The sequence below is a fragment of the Nocardioides pinisoli genome, from assembly GCF_024199985.1.
Taxonomy (GTDB): domain Bacteria; phylum Actinomycetota; class Actinomycetes; order Propionibacteriales; family Nocardioidaceae; genus Nocardioides; species Nocardioides pinisoli.
In genome coordinates this window covers 360,332-384,751 of sequence record NZ_JANARS010000006.1, presented here as the reverse complement: position 1 = coordinate 384,751, position 24,420 = coordinate 360,332, and the positions used below count along the sequence as shown (strand labels likewise).

The 24,420-nt window shown below is 72.2% G+C and carries 23 protein-coding genes and 1 tRNA gene; 12 read left to right on the top strand and 12 right to left on the bottom strand.

Annotated features, from left to right (window positions below; all coding sequences use genetic code 11):
• Nucleotides 1–45: 45 nt before the first annotated feature.
• Entirely contained in the window at nucleotides 46–720 is a 675-nt protein-coding gene (locus tag NCI01_RS15895; RefSeq protein ID WP_254182476.1) for a VldE C-terminal domain-containing protein, read from the top strand.
• Here the strand turns inward: NCI01_RS15895 and NCI01_RS15890 are convergent.
• Complete coding sequence (locus NCI01_RS15890; RefSeq protein ID WP_254182475.1) at nucleotides 657–1,760, bottom strand: citrate synthase 2; 1,104 nt, start codon at nucleotides 1,758–1,760, stop codon at nucleotides 657–659. The genes NCI01_RS15895 and NCI01_RS15890 overlap by 64 nt on opposite strands.
• 86 nt (nucleotides 1,761–1,846) lie before the next feature.
• On the opposite strand from NCI01_RS15890, the gene pdxH reads away from it, so the two are divergent.
• The 7 genes from pdxH (at nucleotide 1,847) to NCI01_RS15855 (ending at nucleotide 10,748) form a co-directional block, all read left to right on the top strand.
• Nucleotides 1,847–2,485: a pyridoxamine 5'-phosphate oxidase gene (pdxH, locus tag NCI01_RS15885; RefSeq protein ID WP_254182474.1), complete on the top strand. Its 639-nt coding sequence runs from the start codon at nucleotides 1,847–1,849 to the stop codon at nucleotides 2,483–2,485.
• A gap of 102 nt (nucleotides 2,486–2,587) precedes the next feature.
• Complete coding sequence (locus NCI01_RS15880) at nucleotides 2,588–3,544, top strand: ATP-binding protein (protein ID WP_254182473.1); 957 nt, start codon at nucleotides 2,588–2,590, stop codon at nucleotides 3,542–3,544.
• A gap of 271 nt (nucleotides 3,545–3,815) precedes the next feature.
• Nucleotides 3,816–4,391 (top strand): TetR/AcrR family transcriptional regulator, encoded by a 576-nt coding sequence (locus tag NCI01_RS15875; protein WP_254182472.1) that lies wholly within the window; start codon nucleotides 3,816–3,818, stop codon nucleotides 4,389–4,391.
• Nucleotides 4,391–6,124 (top strand): ABC transporter ATP-binding protein, encoded by a 1,734-nt coding sequence (locus NCI01_RS15870; protein ID WP_254182471.1) that lies wholly within the window; start codon nucleotides 4,391–4,393, stop codon nucleotides 6,122–6,124. Before NCI01_RS15875 ends, NCI01_RS15870 begins: the two co-directional genes overlap by 1 nt.
• 3 nt (nucleotides 6,125–6,127) lie before the next feature.
• On the top strand, nucleotides 6,128–8,122 hold the full coding sequence (locus tag NCI01_RS15865) for an ABC transporter ATP-binding protein (protein WP_372495180.1): 1,995 nt from the start codon (nucleotides 6,128–6,130) through the stop codon (nucleotides 8,120–8,122).
• 602 nt (nucleotides 8,123–8,724) lie between these two features.
• Nucleotides 8,725–10,293 carry an MDR family MFS transporter gene (locus NCI01_RS15860; protein ID WP_308213228.1) on the top strand — a complete coding sequence of 523 codons (1,569 nt, stop codon included), beginning with the start codon at nucleotides 8,725–8,727 and terminating at the stop codon, nucleotides 10,291–10,293.
• Nucleotides 10,294–10,301: 8 nt separating this feature from the next.
• The gene (locus NCI01_RS15855; RefSeq protein WP_254182470.1) at nucleotides 10,302–10,748 is read left to right on the top strand and encodes a MarR family winged helix-turn-helix transcriptional regulator; all 447 of its coding nucleotides are present in this window, start codon (nucleotides 10,302–10,304) and stop codon (nucleotides 10,746–10,748) included.
• Between the two features lie 80 nt (nucleotides 10,749–10,828).
• Here NCI01_RS15855 and NCI01_RS15850 read toward each other — a convergent pair whose 3' ends face one another.
• Entirely contained in the window at nucleotides 10,829–12,421 is a 1,593-nt protein-coding gene (locus tag NCI01_RS15850; protein WP_254182469.1) for a glycoside hydrolase family 13 protein, read from the bottom strand.
• A gap of 33 nt (nucleotides 12,422–12,454) precedes the next feature.
• Nucleotides 12,455–13,246, bottom strand: a complete 792-nt coding sequence (locus NCI01_RS15845; protein ID WP_254182468.1) for a hotdog family protein — start codon at nucleotides 13,244–13,246, stop codon at nucleotides 12,455–12,457.
• Between the two features lie 62 nt (nucleotides 13,247–13,308).
• Between NCI01_RS15845 and NCI01_RS15840 the strand changes: the two genes are divergently transcribed.
• Nucleotides 13,309–13,989 carry an iron-dependent transcriptional repressor DtxR gene (locus NCI01_RS15840; protein ID WP_254182467.1) on the top strand — a complete coding sequence of 227 codons (681 nt, stop codon included), beginning with the start codon at nucleotides 13,309–13,311 and terminating at the stop codon, nucleotides 13,987–13,989.
• Between the two features lie 103 nt (nucleotides 13,990–14,092).
• Here NCI01_RS15840 and NCI01_RS15835 read toward each other — a convergent pair whose 3' ends face one another.
• From NCI01_RS15835 to NCI01_RS15825, 3 genes are read right to left on the bottom strand one after another with little or no spacing between them, the layout of a single operon-like run.
• A complete protein-coding gene (locus NCI01_RS15835; RefSeq protein ID WP_254182466.1) occupies nucleotides 14,093–14,923 on the bottom strand; it encodes a Sir2 family NAD-dependent protein deacetylase in 831 nt (276 codons plus the stop codon).
• Complete coding sequence (locus NCI01_RS15830; protein ID WP_254182465.1) at nucleotides 14,920–15,186, bottom strand: DUF2277 domain-containing protein; 267 nt, start codon at nucleotides 15,184–15,186, stop codon at nucleotides 14,920–14,922. The genes NCI01_RS15835 and NCI01_RS15830 overlap by 4 nt, the downstream gene beginning before the upstream one ends.
• A gap of 30 nt (nucleotides 15,187–15,216) precedes the next feature.
• A complete protein-coding gene (locus tag NCI01_RS15825; RefSeq protein ID WP_254182464.1) occupies nucleotides 15,217–17,106 on the bottom strand; it encodes a beta-propeller domain-containing protein in 1,890 nt (629 codons plus the stop codon).
• Nucleotides 17,107–17,158: 52 nt separating this feature from the next.
• Here NCI01_RS15825 and NCI01_RS15820 point away from each other — a divergent pair, with 52 nt between their 5' ends.
• A complete protein-coding gene (locus tag NCI01_RS15820; protein WP_254182463.1) occupies nucleotides 17,159–18,331 on the top strand; it encodes a saccharopine dehydrogenase family protein in 1,173 nt (390 codons plus the stop codon).
• Between the two features lie 46 nt (nucleotides 18,332–18,377).
• Here NCI01_RS15820 and NCI01_RS15815 read toward each other — a convergent pair whose 3' ends face one another.
• Nucleotides 18,378–19,025 (bottom strand): FadR/GntR family transcriptional regulator, encoded by a 648-nt coding sequence (locus NCI01_RS15815; protein WP_254182462.1) that lies wholly within the window; start codon nucleotides 19,023–19,025, stop codon nucleotides 18,378–18,380.
• A gap of 101 nt (nucleotides 19,026–19,126) precedes the next feature.
• On the opposite strand from NCI01_RS15815, the gene NCI01_RS15810 reads away from it, so the two are divergent.
• Nucleotides 19,127–20,317 (top strand): MFS transporter, encoded by a 1,191-nt coding sequence (locus tag NCI01_RS15810; protein WP_254182461.1) that lies wholly within the window; start codon nucleotides 19,127–19,129, stop codon nucleotides 20,315–20,317.
• Between the two features lie 19 nt (nucleotides 20,318–20,336).
• Here the strand turns inward: NCI01_RS15810 and NCI01_RS15805 are convergent, their stop codons facing one another.
• The 4 genes from NCI01_RS15805 to NCI01_RS15790 all read right to left on the bottom strand — a co-directional run bounded on the left by NCI01_RS15805 (nucleotide 20,337) and on the right by NCI01_RS15790 (nucleotide 23,556).
• A complete protein-coding gene (locus tag NCI01_RS15805; protein WP_254182460.1) occupies nucleotides 20,337–20,606 on the bottom strand; it encodes an iron-sulfur cluster assembly accessory protein in 270 nt (89 codons plus the stop codon).
• Nucleotides 20,607–20,744: 138 nt separating this feature from the next.
• Nucleotides 20,745–21,428: a GerMN domain-containing protein gene (locus NCI01_RS15800; RefSeq protein ID WP_254182459.1), complete on the bottom strand. Its 684-nt coding sequence runs from the start codon at nucleotides 21,426–21,428 to the stop codon at nucleotides 20,745–20,747.
• A 20-nt stretch (nucleotides 21,429–21,448) separates the two neighbouring features.
• Nucleotides 21,449–22,825, bottom strand: a complete 1,377-nt coding sequence (locus tag NCI01_RS15795) for an ATP-binding protein (protein WP_254182458.1) — start codon at nucleotides 22,823–22,825, stop codon at nucleotides 21,449–21,451.
• Nucleotides 22,822–23,556 (bottom strand): response regulator transcription factor, encoded by a 735-nt coding sequence (locus NCI01_RS15790; protein ID WP_254182457.1) that lies wholly within the window; start codon nucleotides 23,554–23,556, stop codon nucleotides 22,822–22,824. Before NCI01_RS15790 ends, NCI01_RS15795 begins: the two co-directional genes overlap by 4 nt.
• A 143-nt stretch (nucleotides 23,557–23,699) precedes the next feature.
• On the opposite strand from NCI01_RS15790, the gene NCI01_RS15785 reads away from it, so the two are divergent.
• Nucleotides 23,700–24,110, top strand: a complete 411-nt coding sequence (locus tag NCI01_RS15785) for a PRC-barrel domain containing protein (RefSeq protein WP_254182456.1) — start codon at nucleotides 23,700–23,702, stop codon at nucleotides 24,108–24,110.
• A gap of 162 nt (nucleotides 24,111–24,272) precedes the next feature.
• On the opposite strand, the gene NCI01_RS15780 is transcribed toward NCI01_RS15785, so the two are convergent.
• Nucleotides 24,273–24,348: transfer RNA gene (locus tag NCI01_RS15780), tRNA-Arg, on the bottom strand.
• Between the last annotated feature and the right edge of the window lie 72 nt (nucleotides 24,349–24,420).

Here is a 24,420-nt window from a genome sequence, read left to right as displayed (position 1 = left end):
CGGTCCGTGTGCCACGTGTGATCACAGGGGAAGGTGGGACACTCGATGCGAGCGTCATCTCGCGCTGCCGGAACGGTCGCAGCGACCTGCGTCCTGCTCCTCGGCCTGCTCACGAGCGGGCCCACCGCGGCCTCGGCCGACGAGGTCGAGCACCGTCGCGGGACCGTGACGTCCTCGGCGCCCTACCTCATGCCGATGGAGCCGTACGCCGGCTACCAGCCGCAGACCTCCTGCCAGCGCACGCCCAAGCCGGGCGTGCTGATGCTGGCCGACTGGCTCGTCGCCCGCGGCGGCGGCTACGGCCCGATCAGCCGCTCGTGCTCCGGCTCGAGCCGCAGCGAGCACAAGGAGTCGCGCGCCTTCGACTGGCTCCTCGACGCGACCGACCCGACGGACGCCGCGCTCGCCGCCGCCCTGCTCGACGAGGTCTTCGCTCCCGACGACACCGGTCAGCCGCACGCCCTCGCCCGCCGCATGGGGATCATGTACATCATCTGGGACGACACGATGTACGCCTCCTACGACGGCTTCGTGGCCAAGCGCTACCTCAGCTCGGGCTGCCGTACCCGACGCACCTGCTCCCCGACGCTGCGCCACCGCGACCACCTGCACGTCTCGCTGACGCGCAAGGGCACGAAGGGCATGACGTCCTGGTACTACGCCCAGGCGGCGTCCCAGCCCTCGACCTCGCCGGCCGCGCGCGAGCTCGGTCCTGCGTAGACCGCCGAGGGCCGGATCAGCCGACCGGTCGTCTTCTGCTCGAGGATGTGCGCCGACCACCCGCCGGTGCGGGCGCAGGTGAACATCGAGGTGAACATGTGGGCCGGCACCTCGGCGAAGTCGAGGACGATGGCCGCCCAGAACTCCACGTTGGTCTCCAGCACGCGGTCGGGACGACGCGCGCGCAGCTCCTCCAGCGCGGCCTTCTCCAATGCCTCGGCCACCTCGTAGCGCGGGGCGTCGAGCTCCTTGGCGGTGCGGCGCAGCACGCGGGCCCGTGGGTCCTCGGCGCGGTAGACGCGGTGCCCGAAGCCCATCAGCCGCTCGCCCTTGTCGAGCAGCTCCTTGACGTACGACGACGCGTCGCCGTCGCGCTTCTCGACCTCCTCGATCATCCCGAGCACCCGCGACGGCGCACCGCCGTGGAGCGGACCCGACATCGCGCCGATGGCGCCGGAGAAGGCGGCGGCCACGTCGGCGCCGGTGGAGGTGATGACGCGAGCGGTGAAGGTCGAGGCGTTCATGCCGTGCTCGGCCGCCGACGACCAGTAGGCGTCGATGGCGTGGGCGTGCTTGGGGTCGGCCTCGCCACGCCACCGGATGAGGAACCGCTCGGCGAGGGTCCGGCCCTGGTCCACGTCGGCCTGGGTGACGATCGGCTTGCCGAGGCCGCGCGCCGACTGGGCGGCGTAGGACAGCACCATCACCGCGACGCGGGACAGGTCGAGGCGTGCCTGCTCGTCGGAGATGTCGTAGGTCTGGCCCATGCCGAGCATGGGGGCGAGCATCGCGACCGCGGCCTGCACGTCGGCGCGGACGTCGCCGGTGTGGATCGAGATGTTGTAGGGCTCGGCGGGCGGCAGGCCGGGTGAGTAGGACCCGTCGACGAGGAGGCCCCAGACGTTCTCGAAGGGGACGCGGCCGACCAGCTCCTCGATGTCGACGCCGCGGTAACGGAGGGCGGACCCCTCCTTGTCGGGCTCGGCGATCTGCGTCTCGAACGCGACGACACCTTCGAGGCCGTGCTGGATCTCGGTCATGCCACTCCTCCGTGGTCCTGCGGGATCGGACGTCCCGTGGACTGCGCGGGACGGCTCATTGTGCACCTCGCCGCTACTGTCCCTCCATGGACCTGAGCGGACTGCGCGAGGAGTACGGCCGCGGCGGGTTGGACCTGCCCGACCTGGCCGCCGACCCGATCGAGATGTTCGGGCGGTGGCTCCAGCAGGCCGTCGACGCCGGGGTGCACGAGCCCAACGCGATGGTGCTGTCCACGGCCTCGCCGGAGCGTGGGCCGTCGAGCCGGATGGTGCTGCTCAAGGGGCTCGGGCCCGACGGCTTCGTCTTCTTCACCAACCGCGCCTCGCGCAAGGGCGCGGACCTCGCCGCCGACGCGCGGTGCGCGCTGCTCTTCCCCTGGCACCCGCTCGAGCGGCAGGTGCGCGTCGAGGGCGTGGCCTCGGTGCTCCCCGACGACGAGGTCGCGGCCTACTTCGGGTCCCGTCCACGCGGCGCCCAGCTCGGGGCGTGGGCCTCCGACCAGTCGCGGCCGGTGGCGTCGCGCTCCGCGCTGGCGGCGTCGTACGCCCGGGTGCAGGAGCGGTTCGGCGACGACGGGCCGGTCCCCGTGCCGCCGGAGTGGGGCGGCTACCGGGTCGGTCCGCAGGTCGTGGAGTTCTGGCAGGGGCGCCCGAGCCGGATGCACGACCGGCTGGTCTACCGCCGCGCCGGCGGCGGGTGGACCACCGAGCGCCTCGCTCCCTGAGCCGCGACGTACGCCGGGCGGTGCGGCTCGTCGACAAATCCTGCCGGAAATGGCGGGATTCTCGCGGGCAGGGGGCGCACGGGGGGTCTAGCCTCGTGGACCATGCAGCACGCGCCGACCAGGTTGCAGGTGCGGCTGGCCGCTGACGCGGCCAGCGTGCCTGCCGCGCGCCGGTTCGTGGCCGACGGCCTGACGTCCTGGGGAGAGCGTGGGCTCGTCGACGCGGGCGAGCTGGTGGCCAGCGAGCTGTCGAGCAACGCGGCGCTGCACGCGATGGCGGAGTTCATGCACGTGACGCTCGAGCGGCCCTCGCACCCGGACCCGGGCGTACGCGTCGCAGTCGAGGACGACGGGCCCGTCGGCGTCGAGGCCGTCCTGCCCCGGATCTCGGGCGGGGGCGACCTGGAGTGGGACGACCTCGACGCGACCGGACGCGGGCTGACGATCGTCGCCATGCTGGCCGGACGCTGGGGCGTCGACGCGACGACGCGCGGCAAGCGGGTGTGGGCCGACCTGGTCGAGCCCGACGCGGTCCACGGGGCGTTCGCCCCGGAGCGGGCCGAGCCGGCCGCGGGACCACCCGCCGGTGACCTGCCGCCCGGCTGGGCGCTCGTGCGCCTCGTGGGGTGCCCGGTCGCGCTGAGCCTGCAGCAGGACCGCCACCTCGACGAGCTGGTCCGCGAGCTGCAGCTGCTCGGCCTGGACGAGGGCAACCGCGAGTCGGCCGCCATCGCCGAGGAGATCCAGGGCCTCCTCGTCTCCCCGACGCACGCCCGGCTCACCGGCCGGCGGGCCGCGGAGCAGGCTCGCGCGGAGGGCCTCGACGTCGTCGACGTGGAGATGGCCATGCCGCGTGAGTTCGGCGTGCTCGTCGAGCAGCTGGAGTGGGCAGTGACCCGCGCCGACCGGCTGTGCGAGGAGGGTCGGCTGCTGACCCTGTCGTCGCCGCAGGACCTGCGCGCCCTGCGGGCCTGGATGACCCACGAGGTGCTGGGGCAGACCACCGGGGGCGCTTCGCCGACGCCCTGGGCCGACTGGCGGGCCACCCACCCGGCTTGACGCGACCGGGCACTTCCTCGCGATAGGGCAGGCCGACCGGGCACTTCCTCGCGATAGGGCAGGCCGACCGGGCACTTCCTCGCGGTAGGGCAGGCCGACCGGGCACTTCCTCGCGGTAGGGCAGGCCGACCGGGCACTTCCTCGCGATGGATGCGCGAGGAAGTGCCCGGTCGAGGCCTTGTAGCGCGAGGAAGTGCCCGGTCGGGGCCTTGCAGCGCGAGGAAGTGCCCGATCGCTTGTGAGTGAGTGCTCACTCATTTAGGCTGGCGCGGTGACCCCTCGTGCCCGCCCCATGACTCCGGACGACCGGCGCGAGGCGCTGGTCGACGCCACGATCCCGCTGCTGCACGAGCACGGGCGCAGCGTCACGACCAAGCTGATCGCCGATGCCGCCGGGGTCGCGGAGGGCACGATCTTCCGGGTGTTCGACTCCAAGGACGACCTCGTCACCGCGGCGCTCGAGAAGGCGCTCGACATGGAGCCGTTCCTCCTCGACCTGGAGGCGGTCGACCCCGACCTGCCGCTCCGCGAGCGGCTCGTGGACGTCTGCTCCCGACTGCAGGAGCGCTTCCGCGGCATCTTCTCGCTGATGACCGCGATGGGGATGGTCGGTCCGCCGAAGTCCCACCGCCACATGGAGGACGGCCGCCGGCGCGCGGAGAAGATCATGGTCGCCGTGGTCGAGCCCGACGCCGACCGCCTGACCTGCACCCCGGACCAGCTTGTGCACATGCTCCGGATGCTGACCTTCTCCGGGACCCACCCCCACATCAGCGACGGGCACCTGCTCACGCCCGACCAGATCGTCGACACGCTGCTCCACGGCGTGCTGAGGAAGGATTCCTGATGCTCCTCCGGCTCGTCCGCACCTACCTCCGGCCGTACGCCGCCCCGCTGGCCGCCGTCGTCGCGCTGCAGTTCGTCGGCACGATGGCCGCGCTCTACCTGCCGAGCCTCAACGCCGACATCATCGACAAGGGCGTGGTCACCGGCGACACCGGCTACATCGTGCGCCACGGCGGGCTGATGCTCGCCGTCTCGCTCGTGCAGGTCGTCTGCTCGATCGCGGCCGTGTGGTTCTCCGCGCGCAACGCGATGGGCTTCGGCCGTGACCTCCGGGCCGCGATCTTCCGGCGGGTCGGGTCCTTCTCGGCGCGCGAGGTCCAGCACTTCGGCGCCCCGTCGCTGATCACCCGCGAGACCAACGACGTGCAGCAGGTGCAGATGCTCGTGCTGATGGGCGGCACGCTCATGGTCGCGGCCCCGATCATGATGGTCGGCGGCATCATCATGGCCGCCCGCGAGGACGTCGGCCTGTCCTGGCTGGTGCTCGCGGTCGTCCCGGTCCTCGGCGTCTCGATCGGCCTCATCGTGCGCCAGATGGTGCCCAGCTTCCGGCTGATGCAGGAGCGCATCGACGAGGTCAACCGGCTCCTGCGCGAGCAGATCACCGGCGTACGCGTGGTGCGCGCGTTCGTGCGCGAGGAGCACGAGACCGCCCGGTTCGCCGACGCCAACGCCCAGCTCACCGACGTCGCGATCCGCGCCGGCCGCTGGCAGGCCGCGATGTTCCCGACCGTGATGATCGTGGCCAACGTCGCGACCGTCGGGGTGCTGTGGTTCGGCGGGCACCGCGTCGAGGACGGCCACATGGAGGTCGGCGCCCTCACCGCCTACATCTCCTACCTGATGCAGATCGTCATGTCGGTGATGATGGCGATGTTCATGCTGATGATGGTGCCGCGCGCGGCCGTGTGCGCCGACCGGATCACCGAGGTCCTCGACACCGAGTCGTCCGTGGTGCCGCCGGCCGACCCGGTCACCACGCTGCCCGAGCGGCTCACCCTCGAGCTGGACGCCGTGACCTTCGCCTACCCCGGTGCCGACGAGCCCGTGCTTCGCGAGGTCACCATGACCGCCCGGCCGGGGGAGACGGTGGCGATCGTCGGGTCGACCGGTGCCGGCAAGTCGACGCTGGTCAACCTGGTGCCGCGCCTGTTCGACGCGACCGGGGGAGCGGTGCGCGTGGGCGGGATCGACGTACGCCACCTCGCCCCGGAGGCGCTCTGGTCGCGGCTCGGGCTGGTGCCGCAGAAGGCGTTCCTCTTCCGCGGGACCATCGCCGACAACCTGCGCTACGGCAAGCCCGACGCCACCGAGGAGGAGATGTGGGCGGCGCTCGAGATCGCCCAGGCGCGTGACTTCGTCGAGGCGATGCCCGACGGTCTGCAGTCCGAGGTGGCCCAGGGCGGCAGCAGCCTCAGCGGCGGCCAGCGCCAGCGGATGGCGATCGCGCGCGCCGTCGTCCGCCGGCCCGAGATCTACCTGTTCGACGACTCGTTCTCGGCCCTCGACCTCACCACCGACGCCCGCCTGCGCGCGGCGCTCAGGCCCGTGACCCGTGACTCGACGGTGGTGATCGTGGCCCAGCGCGTCGCGACCATCCGCCACGCCGACCGGATCGTGGTGATGGAGGACGGCGCCGTCGTCGGCAGCGGCACCCACGACGAGCTCCTCGAGACGTGCACGACCTACCGGGAGATCGTCGAGTCCCAGCTCACCGCCGAGGAGGTGGCCTGACGCATGACCACGCAGACATCACCCGCCAAGGCCGGGCAGCTGAAGGAGACCGAGCGGGTCCAGTCCGGCCCCGGCCCGGGGCGCGGCCCGATGGGCGGCGGCATGATCGGCCAGAAGGCCGACACGTTCTGGCCCTCGCTCAAGCGGTTGCTCGCCCGGCTGCACCCCGAGCGCCACAAGGCGTACGCCGTCCTGGCGCTGACCGTGCTCAGCGTCATCGCGACGGCGGTCGGCCCCTGGATCCTCGGCCGCGCGACCGACCTCGTCTTCGCCGGGCTGATCGGCAAGGACGTGCTCGCCTCCGGGGCGACGCAGGAGCAGGCGGTCGAGGCCCTGCGCGCGCAGGGTGAGGACGACCGGGCCGACATGCTCGCGTCGATGGACCTGACCGACGGCGTGGACTTCTCGGCCGTCGCGGACGTGCTGCTCGTCGTCCTCGCGGTCTACGTCGCCGCGTCGCTGCTGGCGTGGCTGGGCGGCTACCTGCTCAACGACGTCGTGCAGGGCACGGTCCTGCGGATGCGCTCCGAGGTCGAGGACAAGGTGCACCGGCTGCCGCTGGGCTACTTCGACAAGCAGCCGCGCGGTGAGCTGCTGAGCCGCGTCACCAACGACATCGACAACATCAGCCAGACGCTCCAGCAGACGATGAGCCAGATGCTCACCTCGCTGCTCACCGTCGTCGCGGTGCTGACGATGATGTTCTGGATCTCGCCGCTGCTCGCGATGGTCGCGCTGGTCTCGGTGCCGATCTCGATGCTCGTCGCCGGCGCGGTGATGAAGCGCTCGCAGGGCCTGTTCATCCAGCAGTGGCGCCGCACCGGCACGCTCAACGCGCACATCGAGGAGACCTTCTCCGGCCACGCCATCGTCAAGGTCTTCGGCCGGCAGGGCGAGGCCGAGCGGGTGTTCGCCGAGCAGAACGACGAGCTCTACGAGGCGTCGTACGGCGCCCAGTTCGTGAGCGGGCTGATCATGCCGATCATGATGTTCGTCGGCAACCTCAACTACGTCGTCATCGCCGTCCTCGGCGGACTGCGGGTCGCGAGCGGCACCATGTCGCTCGGCGACGTGCAGGCGTTCATCCAGTACTCCCGCCAGTTCACCCAGCCGCTGACGCAGGTCGCCTCGATGCTCAACCTGCTCCAGTCGGGCGTCGCGTCGGCGGAGCGGGTCTTCGAGCTGCTCGACGCCGAGGAGGAGTCGCAGGAGGCGACCGGGAGCCCGGCCGATCCGGCACACGCGCGGGGCGAGGTGCGGTTCGAGGACGTGTCGTTCTCCTACGACCCCGAGCGGCCGCTCATCGAGCACCTCTCGCTCGTCGCCGAGCCGGGCCACACCGTCGCGATCGTCGGGCCGACGGGTGCCGGCAAGACCACGATGGTCAACCTGGTGATGCGCTTCTACGACCCGCAGTCCGGGCGTATCCTCATCGACGGCGTCGACATCACCTCGATCCCGCGCTGCATGCTGCGCGGCAGGATCGGGATGGTGCTGCAGGACACCTGGCTCTTCGCCGGCACCATCCGCGACAACATCGCCTACGGCCGGCCCGACGCGACCGAGGACGAGATCCTCGAGGCGGCCCGCGCGACCTTCGTCGACCGCTTCGTGCACTCGCTGCCCGACGGCTACGACACGGTCATCGACGAGGACGGCTCCAACCTGTCGGCGGGCGAGCGGCAGCTGGTCACCATCGCGCGGGCCTTCCTGTCCGACCCGGCGCTGCTGATCCTCGACGAGGCCACCTCCTCGGTCGACACCCGCACCGAGCTGCTGCTGCAGCAGGCGATGGCGGCGCTGCGCTCGGACCGTACGTCGTTCGTGATCGCCCACCGGCTCTCGACGATCCGCGACGCCGACCTGATCCTGGTCATGGAGGACGGCTCGATCGTCGAGCAGGGCTCGCACGAGCAGCTGCTCGCCGCCGACGGTGCCTACGCCCGGCTCTACCGCTCGCAGTTCGAGGCGGCCGTCGAGGACGTCGTCGCTGGCTGAGGTCGGCGTACGCGCCGGTCCCGCTCGCCGAGGCCCGACCGGGTGGCGGCAGGTTGCAGCCGGGCGGCGCCTCGCGGTGCGATGTGCCGCCACCCCGCGGACGAGGTGCTTGGAGGGTGGCGGCACATCGCACGCGCCAGACGTTCTGACCTGCGATGTGCCGCCACCTCGCGGGTGAGGGTGCTTAATCCGTTGAGCGGCTCCACCCATCGACGTACGGTGGTCGCACACAGAAGGGAGGTGATCCGAGGAATGAGTTCTTTTCGGATGAGTGAGGTGGCTGCCCGCTAAGGCAGCCCGGTCCGCCGACAGCTGCCGGCGAATCCACTGCAGCCACCCGACCCGCAGGCTCCCGGTGTCATCCGCCGGGGCCCCTCTCCGAGGGGCAGCAGGCCTGCGGGTCGCTGCATTTCCGGGGCCCTTCGGCCCGCGTCGTGCCGACCGGCGCGCATGCGTACGCCCCGGCCGCCGACGTCGTCCGTGCTGTGTCCCAGGTCTCGTCGCCTCGCATGGCGGAACAACCGGTGCGCCCCTATGGTTGTGGTGAGCAACTATCGCGAAAGACAACCGATCGAAGGACTGCAGTGACCCAGGCTCCCCCCGTGACCGTCGAGCAGACCGGCGAGATGACCCACCGCGAGGTGCTCGAGGCCCTCAGCGGCCTCCTCCTCGCGATGTTCGTCGCGATGCTCTCCAGCACGATCGTCAGCAACGCGCTGCCGACCATCGTCGACGACCTCGAGGGCAGTCAGACCGGCTACACCTGGGTCGTCGTCGCGACGATGCTCGCGATGACGGCGACCACGCCGATCTGGGGCAAGTTCGCCGACATGTTCAACAAGAAGACCCTCGTGCAGAGCGCGCTGGTGATCTTCTCGATCGGCTCCCTGATCGCCGGCTTCGCGCCGTCGATGGAGGTGCTCATCGGCGCCCGCGTCGTCCAGGGCCTCGGCGTCGGCGGCCTCACCGCGCTGGTCCAGGTCGTCATCGCCACGATGGTCTCCCCGCGCGAGCGCGGTCGCTACAGCGGCTACATCGGCGCGGTCTTCGCCCTCGCCACCGTGAGCGGCCCGCTGGTCGGCGGCGTCCTGGTGGACACCGTCGGGTGGCGCTGGTGCTTCTTCGCCGGCCTCCCGGTCGCCGCTCTCGCTTTCGTCGTCCTGCAGCGCACGCTGCACCTCCCCGTGGTCAGGCGGGACGACGTCTCGATCGACTACCTCGGCGCCTTCCTGCTCGTCGGCGGCGTCTCGATCCTGCTGATCTGGATGTCCCTCGGCGGCAACAACTTCGACTGGATCTCCTGGACCAGCGGCCTGCTCGTCGTCGCCTCCGTCGTCGTCATCGCCCTGGCCATCCACGTCGAGGCCAACGTCGCGGTCGACCCGGTGATCCCGCTGAGCCTGTTCCGCGAGCGCACCCTCACCCTCGCGACCATCGCGTCGGTCCTGATCGGTGTCGCGATGTTCGGCTCGACGGTCTACCTGAGCCTCTACTTCCAGCGCGCCAAGGACATGAGCCCCACCGAGGCCGGCCTGATGTCGATCTGCATGGTCGGCGGCCTGCTCGTCTCCAGCATCGTCAGTGGCCGGATCATCTCCGAGACGGGCGTGTGGAAGCGCTGGCTCGTCGGCGGCATGGTCGCCGTGATCGCCGGCATCGGCCTGCTCGCCACGATCGACGCCTCCACCCCGCTGTGGCGCACCGGCCTCTTCATGGCCGTCCTCGGCCTGGGCCTCGGCGCGACGATGCAGAACCTCGTCCTCGCCGTGCAGAACACCATCGCGCTCTCCGACATGGGTGCCGGCTCCTCGGTCGTCGCCTTCTTCCGCTCCCTCGGCGGCTCGATCGGCATCGCCGCGCTCGGCGCCGTCCTCGCCCACCAGGTCGCCGACGCGGTGCAGTCCGGCCTGACCCGGCTGCTCGCCACCCACCCGGAGTACGCCTCGGCCGTCTCCCACGACACCGGCAGCATCCCGGACGTCTCCGACCTGCCGGCGCCGGTGCGCGTCATCTTCGAGAGCGCCTTCGGCGACGCGACCGGGCACATCTTCCTGGTCGCCCTGCCGTTCGCGGTCGGCGCGCTCATCGCGGTGCTCTTCATCAAGGAGGTGCCCCTGCGCACGTCCGTGAAGCGGGAGGACGAGCTGGCTGCGGAGGCCCCGCAGGCATGATCACGTCCGTGACGACCCAGAGGTACGACGACCTGCGCCGCATCGAGGCGGAGGTCGGGACGCTGATCCGGCGGGTGAAGCGGGTGATGGGCGAGCGCGCCCGCGAGGTCCACCCCGACCTGCACCCGATGACGTACTTCATCCTCACCCACCTGGCGCAGCACGGACCCCTCCGCGCCGCCGACCTGTCCGACGCCTTCGGCATGGACAAGGGCGGGGTGAGCCGGCAGGTGCAGACCCTCGTCGACCTCGGCCTGGTCGAGCGCCGGCCGGCCGCCGAGGACCGTCGCGCGATCCTGCTCGACGCCACCGACGAGGGACGCCGGCGGCTCGAGCGCATGACCCGCAGTCGCAGCGACCGCTTCGACCGGCGGCTGGCGGACTGGAGCGACGAGGAGCTCGCCGGCTTCAGCGCCCAGCTGGCGGCGTACAACCGCGCGCTCAGCGACGACTGAGCCGCCCCTCTCCGGATGTCTGAGGACGTCCCGGACGTGGATCGGGCAGATCGACGACCGGGACGTCCTCAGATGTCGGGTCAGCGCAGCCAGACCGCGGTGTCGCCCGGCAGCTTGCCGTCGTCGACCGGTCCGCTGGCCAGCAGCAGCTCGCCCTTCGGCAGCTCCACCGCGGCCTCGCCGCAGTTGAGCACGACGGTGATCGGACCGCGGCGGAATGCCAGGACGTCCGTGCCGAGGTCGAGCAGCTCGACCTCCTCGCCCGCGGTCCAGGCGAACTCGCGCCGGGCGGCGAGCGCCGCGCGGTAGAACTCGAGCGTCGAGCCCTCGACGCCGGTCTGGGCCTCGACGGTGAGCGACGCCCACTCGGCGGGCTGCGGGATCCACGGCTGGCCGGCGCCGGGCCCGAAGGCGTACGGCGCCTCGCTGCCGCCCCACGGGATCGGGACGCGGCAGCCGTCGCGGCCCGCCTCGCCGGTGCGCAGGTAGGACGGGTCCTGCCGGTCCTCCGGGGCGACGTCGACCTGCTCGAGGCCGAGCTCCTCGCCCTGGTAGAGGTAGCTCGAGCCGGGCAGGGCGAGCATGGCCAGCGTCGCCGCACGGCCGCGGGCCAGGCCCTGCGCGCCGCCGCCGTAGCGGGTCACGTGGCGTACGACGTCGTGGTTGCTGAGCACCCATGTCGGCGAGGCGCCCACGGGCTCGACCGCGGCGAGGGTGTCGGTGATGACGGTCGCGAAGGCCTCGGCCGACCAGTCGGCGAGGAGCCACGCGAAGTTGAACGCCTGGTCGAGCTCGTCGGGCCGCACGAAGGCCGCCATCGACTCGGGCGTCTGCGTCCAGGCCTCGGCGACGGCCATCCGGTCCGGTCCGGCCTCGTCGAGCACGCGGTGCCACGCCCGGTAGACGTCGTGCACCTCGGGCTGGTCCCACATCGGCTCGTCCTTGAGCTCCAGGGACACCATCGAGTGGTCGGTGTTGACCTGGCCGGAGGAGGCGCGCTCGCCCTCCTCGACGACCTGGTCGCGCAGGCTGGCCTCCTTGAAGAGCCCGTGCGCCACGTCGACGCGGAACCCGTCGACGCCGCGGTCGAGCCAGAAGCGCAGGACGTCCTCGAACATCGCCGGCACCTCGGGGTTGCGCCAGTCGAGGTCGGGCTGGGTGGAGTCGAAGAGGTGGAGGTACCACTGGCCGTCGTCGACCTGGGTCCACGCCGGGCCGCCGAAGACGGAGCCCCAGTTGTTGGGCGGGTTGCCGTCCTCGCTGTCGCGGAACAGGTAGCGCGCGCGCTCCGGGCTGCCGGGCCCGGCGGCGAGGGCCGCCTGGAACCACTCGTGCTGGTCGGAGGTGTGGTTGGGCACGAGGTCCACCACGACGCGCAGGCCGAGCTCGTGGGCGCGCGCGACCAGGTCGTCGGCGTCGGACAGCGTGCCGAAGAGCGGGTCGACGTCGCGGTAGTCGGCGACGTCGTAGCCGTGGTCGTGCTGCGGGGAGGTGTAGAACGGCGTGATCCACAGCGCGTCCACGCCGAGGTCGGCGAGGTGCGGCAGGCGCGAGGTGATGCCGGGCAGGTCACCCACGCCGTCACCGTCGCTGTCGGCGAAGCTGCGCACGTAGACCTGGTAGACGACGGCGTTGCGCCACCAGTAGGTCTTTGGATCGTTCAAATCAGCCATGGCGCCATCCTCTCAAATGAGAGGCGGGCGCGGTCAATCCGACGTGGGGGTCCGGCCACCGAACAGGGCCGGGTCGACGGCGACCCAGGTGTGCTCGGCGGTGGCCACGACGCGGCCGTCGGCGTCGTAGAGCGTCGAGGCGGTGAAGGTCTTGCGTCCGTCCCGGCCGCGCCCCTCCCCGACGACGACGTGCGGCTCGCCGACGACCGGCAGGTCGTCGACGCGCGCGGTCATCCGGCCGAGCACCATGAGCCGCTCGGTCAGGTCGCCGGCCCAGCCCCCGATGCAGTCGAGCGCGGCCCAGGTGGCGGCGACCGAGGCGCGGGGGTGCTCGTCGACGTAGGTGTGCCAGTCCTCGTGGAGGCTCGGGTGCGGCGTCCACGGTGCCGCCACCCGGTGACCGCCCGGGCCCTCGCCGACCGGGCCGGGGAAGATCCGCAGCCCGTCGCCCTCCTCGCGCGCCGTGCCACAGGCGAAGCACGTGGGGAAGGGGTGGAAGGTGTGGCCGGGGTACGACGAGGTGGCTGCCGCGGCGGCCCCCGGGGCGACCGGGTCGACGTCGGCGATCTCGCGCTCGACGCGCTGCGCCGTCGCGACCGGCGCCCCGCCGAAGGACGCGGTTGTGACGCCGCCCTCGGCCGTGACGGCGAGCGGCGTGTCCAGTGGCGGTGGCTGGCGCAGCGACACCTCGATGGCCGGCCAGCTGCCGCGGCGGTCCTCGGGCGCGTCGGCCTCGTCGAGGGCCGCCAGGGCCCCGGCGGTCCAGCCACCGTTGCCGGAGTCGGGAGGTCCGCAGAAGCGTCGGGGCACGATGAGCTCGGTCACCGGCTCACTGTGCCACGCCTCGCATGCGGGTCGCAGTTGCCGCATGGGACACAATGACGACCGTGAGTGACCTGATCGACACCACCGAGATGTACCTCCGCACGATCTACGAGCTCGTGGAGGAGGGCATCGTGCCGCTGCGTGCCCGCATCGCCGAGCGGCTGCACCAGTCCGGACCGACGGTGTCGCAGACCGTGGCCCGGATGGAGCGTGACGGGCTGCTCACCGTGCAGGGCGACCGCCACCTCGAGCTCACCGAGGAGGGCCAGCTTCTCGCCACGCGCGTCATGCGCAAGCACCGGCTGGCCGAGCGGCTGCTGACCGACGTCATCGGCCTCGACTGGGAGCTCGTGCACGCCGAGGCGTGCCGGTGGGAGCACGTGATGTCGGAGACCGTCGAGCGCCGGCTGCTCGAGCTGCTCGACCACCCGACCGAGTCGCCCTACGGCAACCCCATCCCCGGCCTCGACGAGCTCGGCGACGTCGCCGGCGAGCACTTCATGGACAACGTCGAGCCGCTCTCGGGCGCCGCCGTCGCGGAGGACCAGCGCGTCCACGTCAAGCGGATCTCCGAGGAGATGCAGAAGGACGAGGAGCTGATGGGCCTGCTCCGCCGCGTCGGGGCGCTCCCCGGCAAGACCGTGACCATCGCCCGCACCGACGAGGGCATCCTCATCGGGTCGGGCGGCGAGACCGCCGAGCTCGTCGTCGAGGCGGCCGAGCACATCTTCGTGCGCCGCTAGGCCACCCGGGGTTCGGCGGGTGCGGATCCGGGGGCCGGCTGGCCGGGAGGGGGTGGTCACCGGATATCCGGGGACCGCCCCACTTCACGGCCGAGATCTGGGCCTAGAAGCGTGAGACTCGGGTGCACAGTTCGCCCAGGAACTCGCTGCACCCCACCTCGAGCTTGTACGTCGCCAGCGCGTCGCCGCGGGTCAGCCCGCGGTTGACGATGACGATCGGCGTGCCTCCCTGGGCCGCCCGCTTCACGAAGCGCAGCCCGCTCATCACCGTCAGCGACGACCCGGCCACCAGCAGGGCGCCGTCGTGGCCGAGCGCCTCGACGGCGGCGTAGCAGCGGGCGACGCGGTCGGGCGGCACGTTCTCCCCGAAGAAGACCACGTCGGGCTTGAGCGACCCGCCGCACGGGCAGCGCGGCACCACGAAGTCGTGGGTGTCGTCGAGGTCGACGTCGCCGTCGGGCCGCGACGCCACCCAGCCGTGCCGCTCCAGCCACCCGGGGTTGAGGAGGTCGAGCTCGGTCTCGAGCGCCGCGCGCGAGGACGTCGTACGACAGGTCAGGCAGACGACGTCGGCGACCCGGCCGTGGAGGGCGACGAGGCGCCGCGACCCGGCGGACTCGTGTAGGCCGTCGACGTTCTGGGTGATCAGCAGGTCGGGGTCGAGCGCCGCCAGCGCGCGGTGGCCGGCGTTGGGGACGGCGCGGCCCATCCGCTGCCAGCCGAGGTGGCTGCGGGCCCAGTAGCGCTGCTGCGCCTGCGGGGTGGCGACGAACTCCTGGTAGGTCATCGGGGCACGGGAGGGCGACCCCGGGCCGCGGTAGTCGGGGATGCCGGAGTCGGTCGACAGCCCGGCGCCGGTCAGCACGACCAGCGGCCGCGAGGCGAGCAGGTCGAGGGCCTCGTCCTCGCACGGGGCGGAAGGGGCGAGGCTCACGCGTAGCGCGCCTGGGCGCGGGCGCGGGCCTTGGCAGCCTCGACCTCGCGGTTCTTCGGCGGCGCCGTGGTGACGAGGTCGTCGAGCAGGTGCTCGGTGATGTGGGCGATCTCCTTCACCGCTGCGTAGAAGACCTCCTCGTTGGCCTGCGACGGCTTCGTCGTGCCGGCCACCTTGCGCACGTACTGCAGGGCGGCCGCCGTGACCTCGTCGCGCGTCGCGGGCGGCTCGAAGTTGTTGAGCGGTCGGATGTTGCGGCACATGCCACGAGCGTACGACGACCGCGACCCGCCTCACAGGTCGAAGAACGACACGTCCTCACCGGTCACCAGGGCGACCTTGCCGGACGCCAGGGGCACGAGGCGGACGTCGGCGACGTCGGTGCCGTGCTCGACCTCGACCATCCGGTTGCTCATCGACCCGTCGGCGAGCGAGAGGACGGAGACCCAGCCGGTGGTGCCGGTCCAGCCCTGGCTCACGACGGTCAGGACGGTGCGCCGCTCGGGCAGCCAGGTGAGCTGGCGCGGGTCCGTGGCCGCCGCGGCCTGGGTGCCCTCGGCGTAGCGGACGACGTCGAGCCGGCGCGGGTCGGTGAGGTCGGTGACGTCGAAGAGCGCCGCCTGCGCCCCGCGGGTGACGCCCTCCAGCGAGGCGTCCTGGCCCATCCCGAGGAGGCGCTGCTCACCGAGCGGGTGGAGGTACTCCGAGAAGCCCGGGATCTTGAGGTCGCCGAGCAGCCGCGGCGCGGCCGGGTCGGTGAGGTCGATCGCGTAGAGCGGGTCGGTCTGGCGGAAGGTCACCACGATCGCGAGGTCGTCGAACCACCGCACCGACTTGATCTCCTCGCCGACGCCGAGCTGGTCGACACGGCCCTCCTCGACGAGCTCCGAGCCGTCCTCGCGCAGGGTCAGCACCGAGTTGAAGGCGCCCGTCTCGCTGCTCGGGCCGACCGCGACGCGGAGGGAGCCGCCCACGGCGTCCATCGACCAGCGGTCGGCGATCGTGCCCTCCACCTCGCCCGAGGCGACGTACGTCGCGTCCGTCCCGTCGAGCGCGAACGCGAACAGCGGCGTGGTGCCGTCGACGTCCGTGAACCCGGTCGGACGGCAGCCCAGGCAGTCCACCCAGCCCCACTGCGGTGCGCTCGCGGCGAGGTAGAAGCGGTCGGTCGAGAAGTAGGAGAGCGCGGAGTCGGTGGCGACGGCGGTCGTGGTGCGCGCGGTGGGATCGGCCGGGTCGAAGGCCAGCAGGGTGGTGGTGCCCAGTGCGACGTCGTCCTCGGGGATCGCCACGTCCTCGCAGTCGACGAGCGGCGTGCCGTCGACCGTGGGCAGCCAGTCGGCCAGGGTGGTGGCGCGCACGAGCGCCCGGTTGCGCAGCCGCGCCCGGAGCTGGCCGAGGGCCCCGTCGGGGACGGAGAAGTCGAGCTCGGGCAGGCCGTTCTGCAGCACGACGCGTACGACGTCGCCGTGCAGCCGCACCGCCGACGCACGACCCGCGACGGTGGTCGCGTCGACCACGGCGGGGGAGTTGGGGTCGGCGAGGTCGACGGTGGTGATGGTCGTCGTCCGCCCGTCCGGCGAGGTGCCGAGGACCACCGCGCGCCCGCCGACGAGGACCATCTCGCCGCCGGGGTCGCCGACCCACCCGTCGCTGCCGCGCGCGTCGTCCAGCGGGGTCGAGGACAGCAGTCGCGGCTCCTCGCCGGCGACGTCGTAGGCCAGCAGCTCGCCGTCGCGGAGCCGCAGCAGGAGGCTGCCGGCGACCTTCACGACGTCGGCCTCGTCGACGCCGACCTCCTGCACGTTGGTGCCCGACTCGTTGCTGGTGCTGCGCGAGGTGCTCGCCGTCGACCGGGCCGCGTCCGACGAGGTCGCCTCCGAGGCGGCGGCGCCGGCCCCGGACATCACGTCGTAGACGACCGGGCCGCCCCAGCCGTAGGGCCCGACCGCCTCGAGCGCCCGGTCGACGTAGGAGTCGAGGAGCTCCTCGCACCCGGCGGCGACCGTGAGGTCGGCGTTGGCGAGCGCGATCGGCGAGGCGGGCGGGCGGCCGCCGTCGCCGGGGCCGGGGTCGTTGCCCAGGGCGTAGCCGACGCCGACCGCGGCGGCGAGGCTGGTGACGACCGTGGCACCGGTGACGAGGGTGCGGAGGCGGGTGCGGGTGGGCGGGGCGGTGGCCATGGCGGTGGGACGCAGCCGTGGCGGACGTGGTTCCGCGTGGCACGATGGCGCGATGAGCGACCGCCGCGCCGACCGCGACCTCGACCTCGTCCTCTTCGGTGCCACGGGGTTCACCGGCGGGCTCACCGCCGACTACCTCGCCGCGGAGGCGCCGGCCGGGCTGCGGTGGGCGATCGCCGGCCGCAACGCCGACAAGCTGGAGGCCGTGCGGCAACGCCTCGACGAGGCCGGCGCGAGCGACGTCGAGGTGCTGGTCGCCGACTCCACCGACGCTGCCGCCCTGTCCGACATCGCGAGTCGCACCCGCGTGGTCGCCACCACGATCGGGCCCTACCTCGAGCACGGCGGCCCGCTCGTGGCCGCGTGCGCCGAGGCCGGCACCGACTACCTCGACCTCACCGGCGAGCCGGAGTTCGTGGACCGGATGTTCCTCGAGCACCACCAGACCGCCGTCCGCACCGGCGCCCGTCTCGTGCACGCGTGCGGCTTCGACTCGATCCCGCACGACCTGGGCGCCTACTACACCGTGCAGCAGCTGCCGTCCGACGAGCCGATCACGCTGCGCGGCGTCGTCCGGTCCGGCGGCATGTTCTCCGGCGGCACCTTCCGCTCGGCGATGGAGCAGTTCGGGCGGGCCAGCCAGATGCGTGCGATGTACGCCGCCCGCCGACGCGCGGAGCCGCGGCCGGAGGGCCGGTCGTCGCGCGCCGTCCGGGGCACGCCCCACCGCGACCCGGTGCTCGGCTACTGGCTGCTGCCGCTGCCCACGATCGACCCGATCATCGTGGCGCGCAGCGGCGCCGCGCTGGCGTCGTACGGCCCGAGGTTCCGCTACTCCCACTGGGCGGGGACCAAGACGCTGCGCTACGCCGCGGGTGGTGCGGCCGGCGTCGGCGCGCTGACGCTCGCCGCGCAGGTGAAGCCGCTGCGCGACCTCATCACGTCGAAGGTGCCGCAGGGATCGGGGCCCGACGAGGCGAAGCGGCGCACGTCGTGGTTCACCGTCGACTTCGTGGGGGAGGCCGGCGGGCAGACCGTGCACACCCGCGTCTCCGGCGGCGACCCGGGCTACACCGAGACCGCCAAGATGCTCTCCGAGGCCGCCCTCTGCCTCGCCCTCGACGACAACCCCGCCACCGCCGGGCAGGTCACCCCGGCCCAGGCCATGGGCGACGCGCTGCTGACCCGCCTGCAGAAGGCCGGGATGGGCTTCGAGACCCTCTGAGGGCACGTCCCGGCCAGGCCCGCCCCGGCCTGTCCCGCGACGCGGGTCAGGACATGAAGGGCTCGAAGATGGACGTCACGAGCCCGGACGCCCGACCCGCGTCGCCCTCGGCGATGGCCTCGACCAGGTCGCGGTGGTGGCGGTGCACGGCGTCGTCGTCACCTGACACCTCGTCGCGCATGTGGCTGGCGAAGACGTCGGTCATGCTGGAGTAGAGGTGCACGTAGAGCGGGTTGTGCGTCGCGGCCACGATCGCGCGGTGCAGCGCGAGGTCCGCGCCCGCCCGCGCGTCGGGGTCGTCGGTGTCCCAGCTCGCCTCTCGCTCGTCGCACAGTCGGCGCAAATCGTCGACGTCGGCGTCCGTACGACGTAGCGCGGCCAGCGAGGCGGCGGTGCTGTCGAGCGCCAGGCGCAGCTCGAGGTAGTGCTGACGGCTGCCTCCGGCCAGCTGCCGGGACAGCGACCCGCTCAGCTCGGAGCGGGAGATGACGAAGGTGCCGCGGCCCTGCTCGCGGCTGAGCAGGCCCGCGTGGACGAGCGACTGCAGCGCCTCGCGGACGGTGTTGCGGCCCACCCCGAACGACGTCGCCAGCTCGCCCTCGATCGGGATCCGCTCGCCGACGGGCCAGCGCCCGGAGGTGATCTCCTCCTGGAAGCGCGCCGCGACCTGGTCGATCAGACCCACTCGACGCACCGGACCCGGTGTGCCAGACTGCCGGTCATTCATCCCATGATCCCATCATTCGTCGATCCCGTGGAGCCCGTGTGACCACCCTGCTGCCGTCCAGTGTCCCGGTGGACCGTCGTCGCCTGCTCGTGTGGGCCGGACTCGCCGTGGCGCTGACCGCGGTCAACCTGCGCACGGCCGTCACCGGCTTCACCCCGCTGCTCGAGATCATCGGCGACGACCTCGGGTTCGGGCTGGCGGTGGCGGGCCTGCTGGGCACCGTCCCGGCAGCGACGTTCGCCGTCTTCGGCTTCCTCGCCCCCGTCGTGACGAGGCGCTTCGGCCTCGAGCGCACCGCGACGGTCGCGCTCTTCCTCTCGGCGCTCGCGATCGTGCTGCGCGCCTTCTCCCCGACGCCCGCCGTGCTCGTGGCCTCGACCGTGCTGGCGCTGGCCGGCATCGGCGCCGCCAACGTCGTGATCGTGCCCCTGGTCAAGGTGTGGTTCGCCGACCGCATCGCGCTGTGGACGTCGTCGTACCTCCTGCTGATGCAGACGGGCCAGTTCGTCGCGCCGCTCCTGGCGGTGCCCGTCGCCGAGGCCGCGTCCTGGCGGTGGTCGGTGGGGATCTGGGCGGTGCCGGCGGCGGTGGCCGCCGCGGTCTGGCTGGCGCTCGCGGTCCGGCTGCCGGCCGACCACCACGCGCCCGTCCCGTCCGGGTCGCCCGTGGCCCGGCCGCGGATCGCCCGGTCGTCGACCGTCTGGGGGCTGGTGGGGTTGTTCGCGATGATGTCGCTCTCCAACTACAGCATCATCACGTGGGTGCCGGCCGTGCTCACCGACGCAGGCGCCAGCGCCTCGCTCGGTGGATCGATGGTCGGGCTCTACTCGGTGTGGGGCGTGCTCGCGGCGCTGGTGGTCCCGCACGTGGCCACCCGCCTGGCCAACCCGTTCGTGGTCGTCGTCGCCTGCTCGGTGGTGCTGGTCGCGGGCTACCTGGGGCTGGCGGTCGCGCCGCTCGACGGCACCGTGCTGTGGGTGTGCGCCCTCGGTGTCGGGGTCAGCACCTTCCCGCTCTGCATGACGCTCATCAACCACCGGACGCGGAGCCCGCAGGTCGCCTCGACCGTCTCGGGCTTCGTCCAGGGCATCGGCTACGGGCTGGCGTGTGTCGGACCCGTCGGGCTGGGCCTGCTGCGCGAGGCGACCGGGTCGTGGACGACACCGCTCGTGGTCCTCGCCGCCACCGCCGTCCCCGGCGTGGTCGCCGGGTGGTTCGCCTGCCGGCCGCGCTACGTCGAGGACGCCGGGCCGGTCTGACCCCGCGCGCTCGACGCCGTCATCGCCTCACCACGAAGTGCACCCGGCCGGTGTCCTCCGTGACGGCGTCGAGGACGTGTCCGTCGACGCGGGGCTCGGCCACCTCGTCGAGGTAGACCCGAGCGCCGTCGCTCTCGAGGACGCGATCGCCCGGGTGCGGTTCAGCGACGGTCTTGACGCTCAGCGTGTCGGTGTCGTTGCCCCGGGAGGCGATGCGGAGCCCGGAGAGACGTCCGACCCGCGGATGGGACGTGACCTGGCGGACGACCTGGTGAGCCTTGCTGGTCATGGTGATCATATGTCCTCCTGTCGCTCTCGGCGTGGCAGCGTGGTGCTGCTGGCCTTCCCATCACGACAGGCGTGGTCGAGCGGAGCAAGGAATTCGACGGACCTGGACGCGGACGGTCACGTGGCGGACCTCCCGTCGTCATCGGTCTGTCATCTCCGACGGGCTGGAGCACCCGATCGTGCGTACGACGTCGCCGTCCGCCAGACGTTCGGGGAGCAGTGCGGCGTAGTCCTCGGGCGTGACGTCCCTCGTCGCGAGCGCGCCGCTCGGCAAGGGGAGGTCCACAGGCTGCCCCGACGTGACCAGCCTGACCGCGTCCACCCCGGGGGCGGAGGTCACGGACAGGACGACCTGACCGACGGCCAACGGCAACCGTTCGGCGTCGGCGATGGTGACCGGGTCGAGGTCGACCTCGGCGACGCCGCCGGTGATGTCCAGGAGGGTCAACCTGGCGTTGGACGGGATCGCAGACGACAGTCCCGCGTCGCGCTCCGAGGAGCTGGGAGCTGCGACCAGTGCCGACAGCGCGGCGTCCACGACGGCGGTGGGCGTCTCGTCGCAGGTGAGACCGACGTCCGACGGAGTGAGGAGGTCGTGCCGGCTGAGCCAGAACACGACCGGTGTCTGCCGTGGTGTGGCCGATCCGGCGTCCGCGTCGTCGGGCGTCGGGGTGCCCGGGTCGAGGAGGTCGTACGGCACGGAGGAGTCGTCCACGATCTCTGTGCGCTGCTCGTCAGGCAGGCCGCAGGCTGCGAGGACCGCAGCCAGGACGACGACGCTCGCCGCCGCGAGTCGTCGGGCGTACGACGGGGCTGGAGGCACGCCTGCGCCCGACCGGCGGTTCACGAGACGACCTCGCCGCGCCACAGGGGCAGGCGGACCACGAACTCCGCGCCACCGCCGGGCCTGCCGTCGCACCACACCTGGCCGCCGTGCCTGCCCACAGTCTCCGCCACGATGCTGAGACCGAGGCCGCTGCCGGTGCCGGTCTTGGTGCCACCGGCCCGGGCGAACCTCTCGAAGATCCGTTGGCGTTCGTCCGGCGGGACCCCCGGACCCCGGTCGCTGATGGTGATGTCGACGTGTGTGTCGGTCGCATCGAGCCGGACCTCCGCCAGGCCGCCGCCGTGGATCTCAGCGTTGCGGACCAGGTTGACGAGGGCACGCACCATCTGCGACCGGTCGACGAGCACCTGGCGGCGATAGGTGCTGTCGCCGGCCAGCACCTGGTCGGAGCACCCGCTACGGACGAGAGCGTGCCGGACCAGCTCGCCGAGGTCCGTGGGGACGAGTGCCGCCTCGTCGATGCCGGCCTCGAGCCTGCCGAGGGCGAGCAGGTCCTCGAGGGCCTGCCGGAAGCGAGCGAGCTCGTCGGCCATCAGCGCGACCGCGCGCTGGGCTTGCGGATTGAGGTCGCGTGCGCGCTCGAGGAGGGCGAGGCTGGTGGTGAGGGTGGTCAGAGGCGTGCGCAGCTCGTGGCTCACGTCCGAGGCGAACCGCGCGTCGCGTTCGATGCGCTCGTGCAGCGCGGCGACCATGTGGTTGAAGGAGCGGACCAGGACCGAGAGGTCCGGGTCGTCGGTCTCGCTCAACCGCCGATCGAGGTCTCCGGCAGCGATGTCCGTCGCAGCTGCGGTGACGTCGCGCAACGGCGACAGCACCCGGCGGCTGGCCACGCGGCCGAGGGCGGCACCCGCGAGCGTGGTGACCGCTGCACCGACAGCCAGAGCCAGGGCCAGGGTGTGCAGCGTGGCGTCGAGCTCCTGCGCGACCGCGACCTCGTAGTACGTCGCGTCCACGGCCGGCAGCGGGATGCCCACCACCACGGCATGGGGGTCGGTGCGGTCGGTCCACCCGAGACCGACCGCGCCGCCCGCGACGATGGGACGGACCACGGAGGTGAGCGTCTCGCCCGACTGGTCGAGGCTCGAGGAGTACCACTGGCCGTCTCGCTGCACGTACATCGACGACCCGGACAGCGGCGTGACTGCGCCCAGCGCCTCGCTCACCTCGGTCCCGGAGGTGGACAGGCCGTCGCGCACGAGGGCTGCGTCGGCGTACGCCTGGCGCAACGCCGTCCGCTCGCGTTGCTCGAGCAGCTGGTGTCGGGCGGTCACGTAGGTCCCCACGGAGAGCGCCACCGAGACCAGCAGGGCACCGAGCGCGAAGGCCGCCGTGACCGACGACCGGAGTCCCGGGCGGGCTCGCGTCCTCCTCACCGTGCGTCGAGGCGGTAGCCGAGGCCCCGCACGGTCACCAGGGTGCGAGGCTCGCCCGGGTCGATCTCGAGCTTCTTGCGCAGACGACGCACGTGCACGTCGACGATGCGCTCGTCCCCGAAGAAGCCGCGGTCCCACACGTGGTCGAGCAGAGCGGTGCGACTCAGCACGCGGCCGAGGTTGTCCGACAGCACGGTCAGCAGCTTGTACTCGGTCATCGTCAGGTGGATCTCCCGGTCGCCTCGACGCAGGTGCGCGGCCGCCCGGTCGAAGACGAGTGGCCCTTCGACGGCGTCGAGGACGACCACCTCCGCGGTGGCAAGGACGTCCGTGGTGTCCCCGGTGGCCGCGGCGGGCGCCAGGGCCGGACGCCGGAGCATGGCACGGAGCCGTGCCTGCACCTCGGCGACGTCGAACGGCTTGGTCACGTAGTCGTCGGCACCGGCTTCGAGCGCAGCCACGATGTCCTGCACGCCGTCCCTGGCGCTGACAACGACGATCGGCGCCTGGCTGACCGGGCGTGCGCGCCGGATGAAGGTAAAGCCGTCGACGCCGCCCAGCATCAGGTCGACCAGCATGATGTCGACTCTCGTCCCGTCGACGATCGCGAGCGCGGACTCGGCATCCGCGGCCTCGGCCACGTCGTAGCCGTCGTCCTCCAGCACCAGCCGCAACGACATACGGAGACCGAGGTCGTCCTCGAGCAGGAGCACCCGCGTCATGCCGTCCATCCGGCCATCGTGTCCGACCACGCCGCGGCTGCGGAAGCGCGCCGTCCATTGTCATGCAACTGCAATGCACCGATCAGGGCGTCGTCATGTGCGCGCGGCAGGCTCTCGGTACGTCGATCGACGCGCATCTGCGAGGGGGGACCATGGACGACACGCACGAGCTCGTGCCTCTGAGCGACGGCGACCTGATGCTGGCTGACGAGCACGACGACGTGCGCGGGATGCCCGTCATGGACGTGCGTCAGCACCGTGTGGGCGAGGTCGAGGACATCCTCGTGGATCCCCAGGAACGACGTGCACGCCTGCTCGTCGTGGCCTCCGGTGGGATCCTCGGCCTGGGCGGGAGCCACCGCCTCGTACCGGTGGACGCGATCTCGCAGGTGCGGGGCCACATCCAGCTCGAGCGCAGCGACCTGCACGTGGACTCGGGCTTCGACTACGACCCGGCCCCTCCGGGACCGGTCGACTACCGGCCGGTCTACAGCTACTTCGGCTACACGCCGTTCTGGGAGGACGACTACAAGGCGCCCTACTTCCTGCACGGGCGTTGGTGACCCGCTCGTCGATGGGGGTCGACGAGCAGCAGGGGAAGAGAGCCCTCCGGGACAGAGACCCGGAGGGCTTCCCTGTCTCGGCGGCTCGCTCTGGTGAGCCGGCCGGCGACCCGTGCGGCCCGCACCGGCGTCCGGCCGGGGCGCTGACCTGCAGGTCGGTCGTGGTGCCCCAGGCAAGAGTCGAACTTGCGACCTTTCGCTTAGGAGGCGGCTGCTCTATCCACTGAGCTACTGGGGCGGGTGCCACGTCACCGGTGGCGATGCGGCGGGAAGCATCCTGCCACGACGTCGTACGCCGTCGGGCATCAGC

What these genes read in the sequence shown, in the direction of transcription:
- NCI01_RS15790 (WP_254182457.1), bottom strand. Translation starts at nt 23,556, where the DNA reads ATGGACGGCATGACGCGGGTGCTCCTGCTCGAGGACGACCTCGGTCTC.
- NCI01_RS15880 (WP_254182473.1), top strand. Translation starts at nt 2,588, where the DNA reads ATGCAGCACGCGCCGACCAGGTTGCAGGTGCGGCTGGCCGCTGACGCG.
- NCI01_RS15805 (WP_254182460.1), bottom strand. Translation starts at nt 20,606, where the DNA reads ATGACCAGCAAGGCTCACCAGGTCGTCCGCCAGGTCACGTCCCATCCG.
- NCI01_RS15890 (WP_254182475.1), bottom strand. Translation starts at nt 1,760, where the DNA reads ATGACCGAGATCCAGCACGGCCTCGAAGGTGTCGTCGCGTTCGAGACG.
- NCI01_RS15865 (WP_372495180.1), top strand. Translation starts at nt 6,128, where the DNA reads ATGACCACGCAGACATCACCCGCCAAGGCCGGGCAGCTGAAGGAGACC.
- NCI01_RS15825 (WP_254182464.1), bottom strand. Translation starts at nt 17,106, where the DNA reads ATGGCCACCGCCCCGCCCACCCGCACCCGCCTCCGCACCCTCGTCACC.
- NCI01_RS15870 (WP_254182471.1), top strand. Translation starts at nt 4,391, where the DNA reads ATGCTCCTCCGGCTCGTCCGCACCTACCTCCGGCCGTACGCCGCCCCG.
- NCI01_RS15785 (WP_254182456.1), top strand. Translation starts at nt 23,700, where the DNA reads ATGGACGACACGCACGAGCTCGTGCCTCTGAGCGACGGCGACCTGATG.
- NCI01_RS15830 (WP_254182465.1), bottom strand. Translation starts at nt 15,186, where the DNA reads ATGTGCCGCAACATCCGACCGCTCAACAACTTCGAGCCGCCCGCGACG.
- pdxH (WP_254182474.1), top strand. Translation starts at nt 1,847, where the DNA reads ATGGACCTGAGCGGACTGCGCGAGGAGTACGGCCGCGGCGGGTTGGAC.
- NCI01_RS15850 (WP_254182469.1), bottom strand. Translation starts at nt 12,421, where the DNA reads ATGGCTGATTTGAACGATCCAAAGACCTACTGGTGGCGCAACGCCGTC.
- NCI01_RS15895 (WP_254182476.1), top strand. Translation starts at nt 46, where the DNA reads ATGCGAGCGTCATCTCGCGCTGCCGGAACGGTCGCAGCGACCTGCGTC.
- NCI01_RS15820 (WP_254182463.1), top strand. Translation starts at nt 17,159, where the DNA reads ATGAGCGACCGCCGCGCCGACCGCGACCTCGACCTCGTCCTCTTCGGT.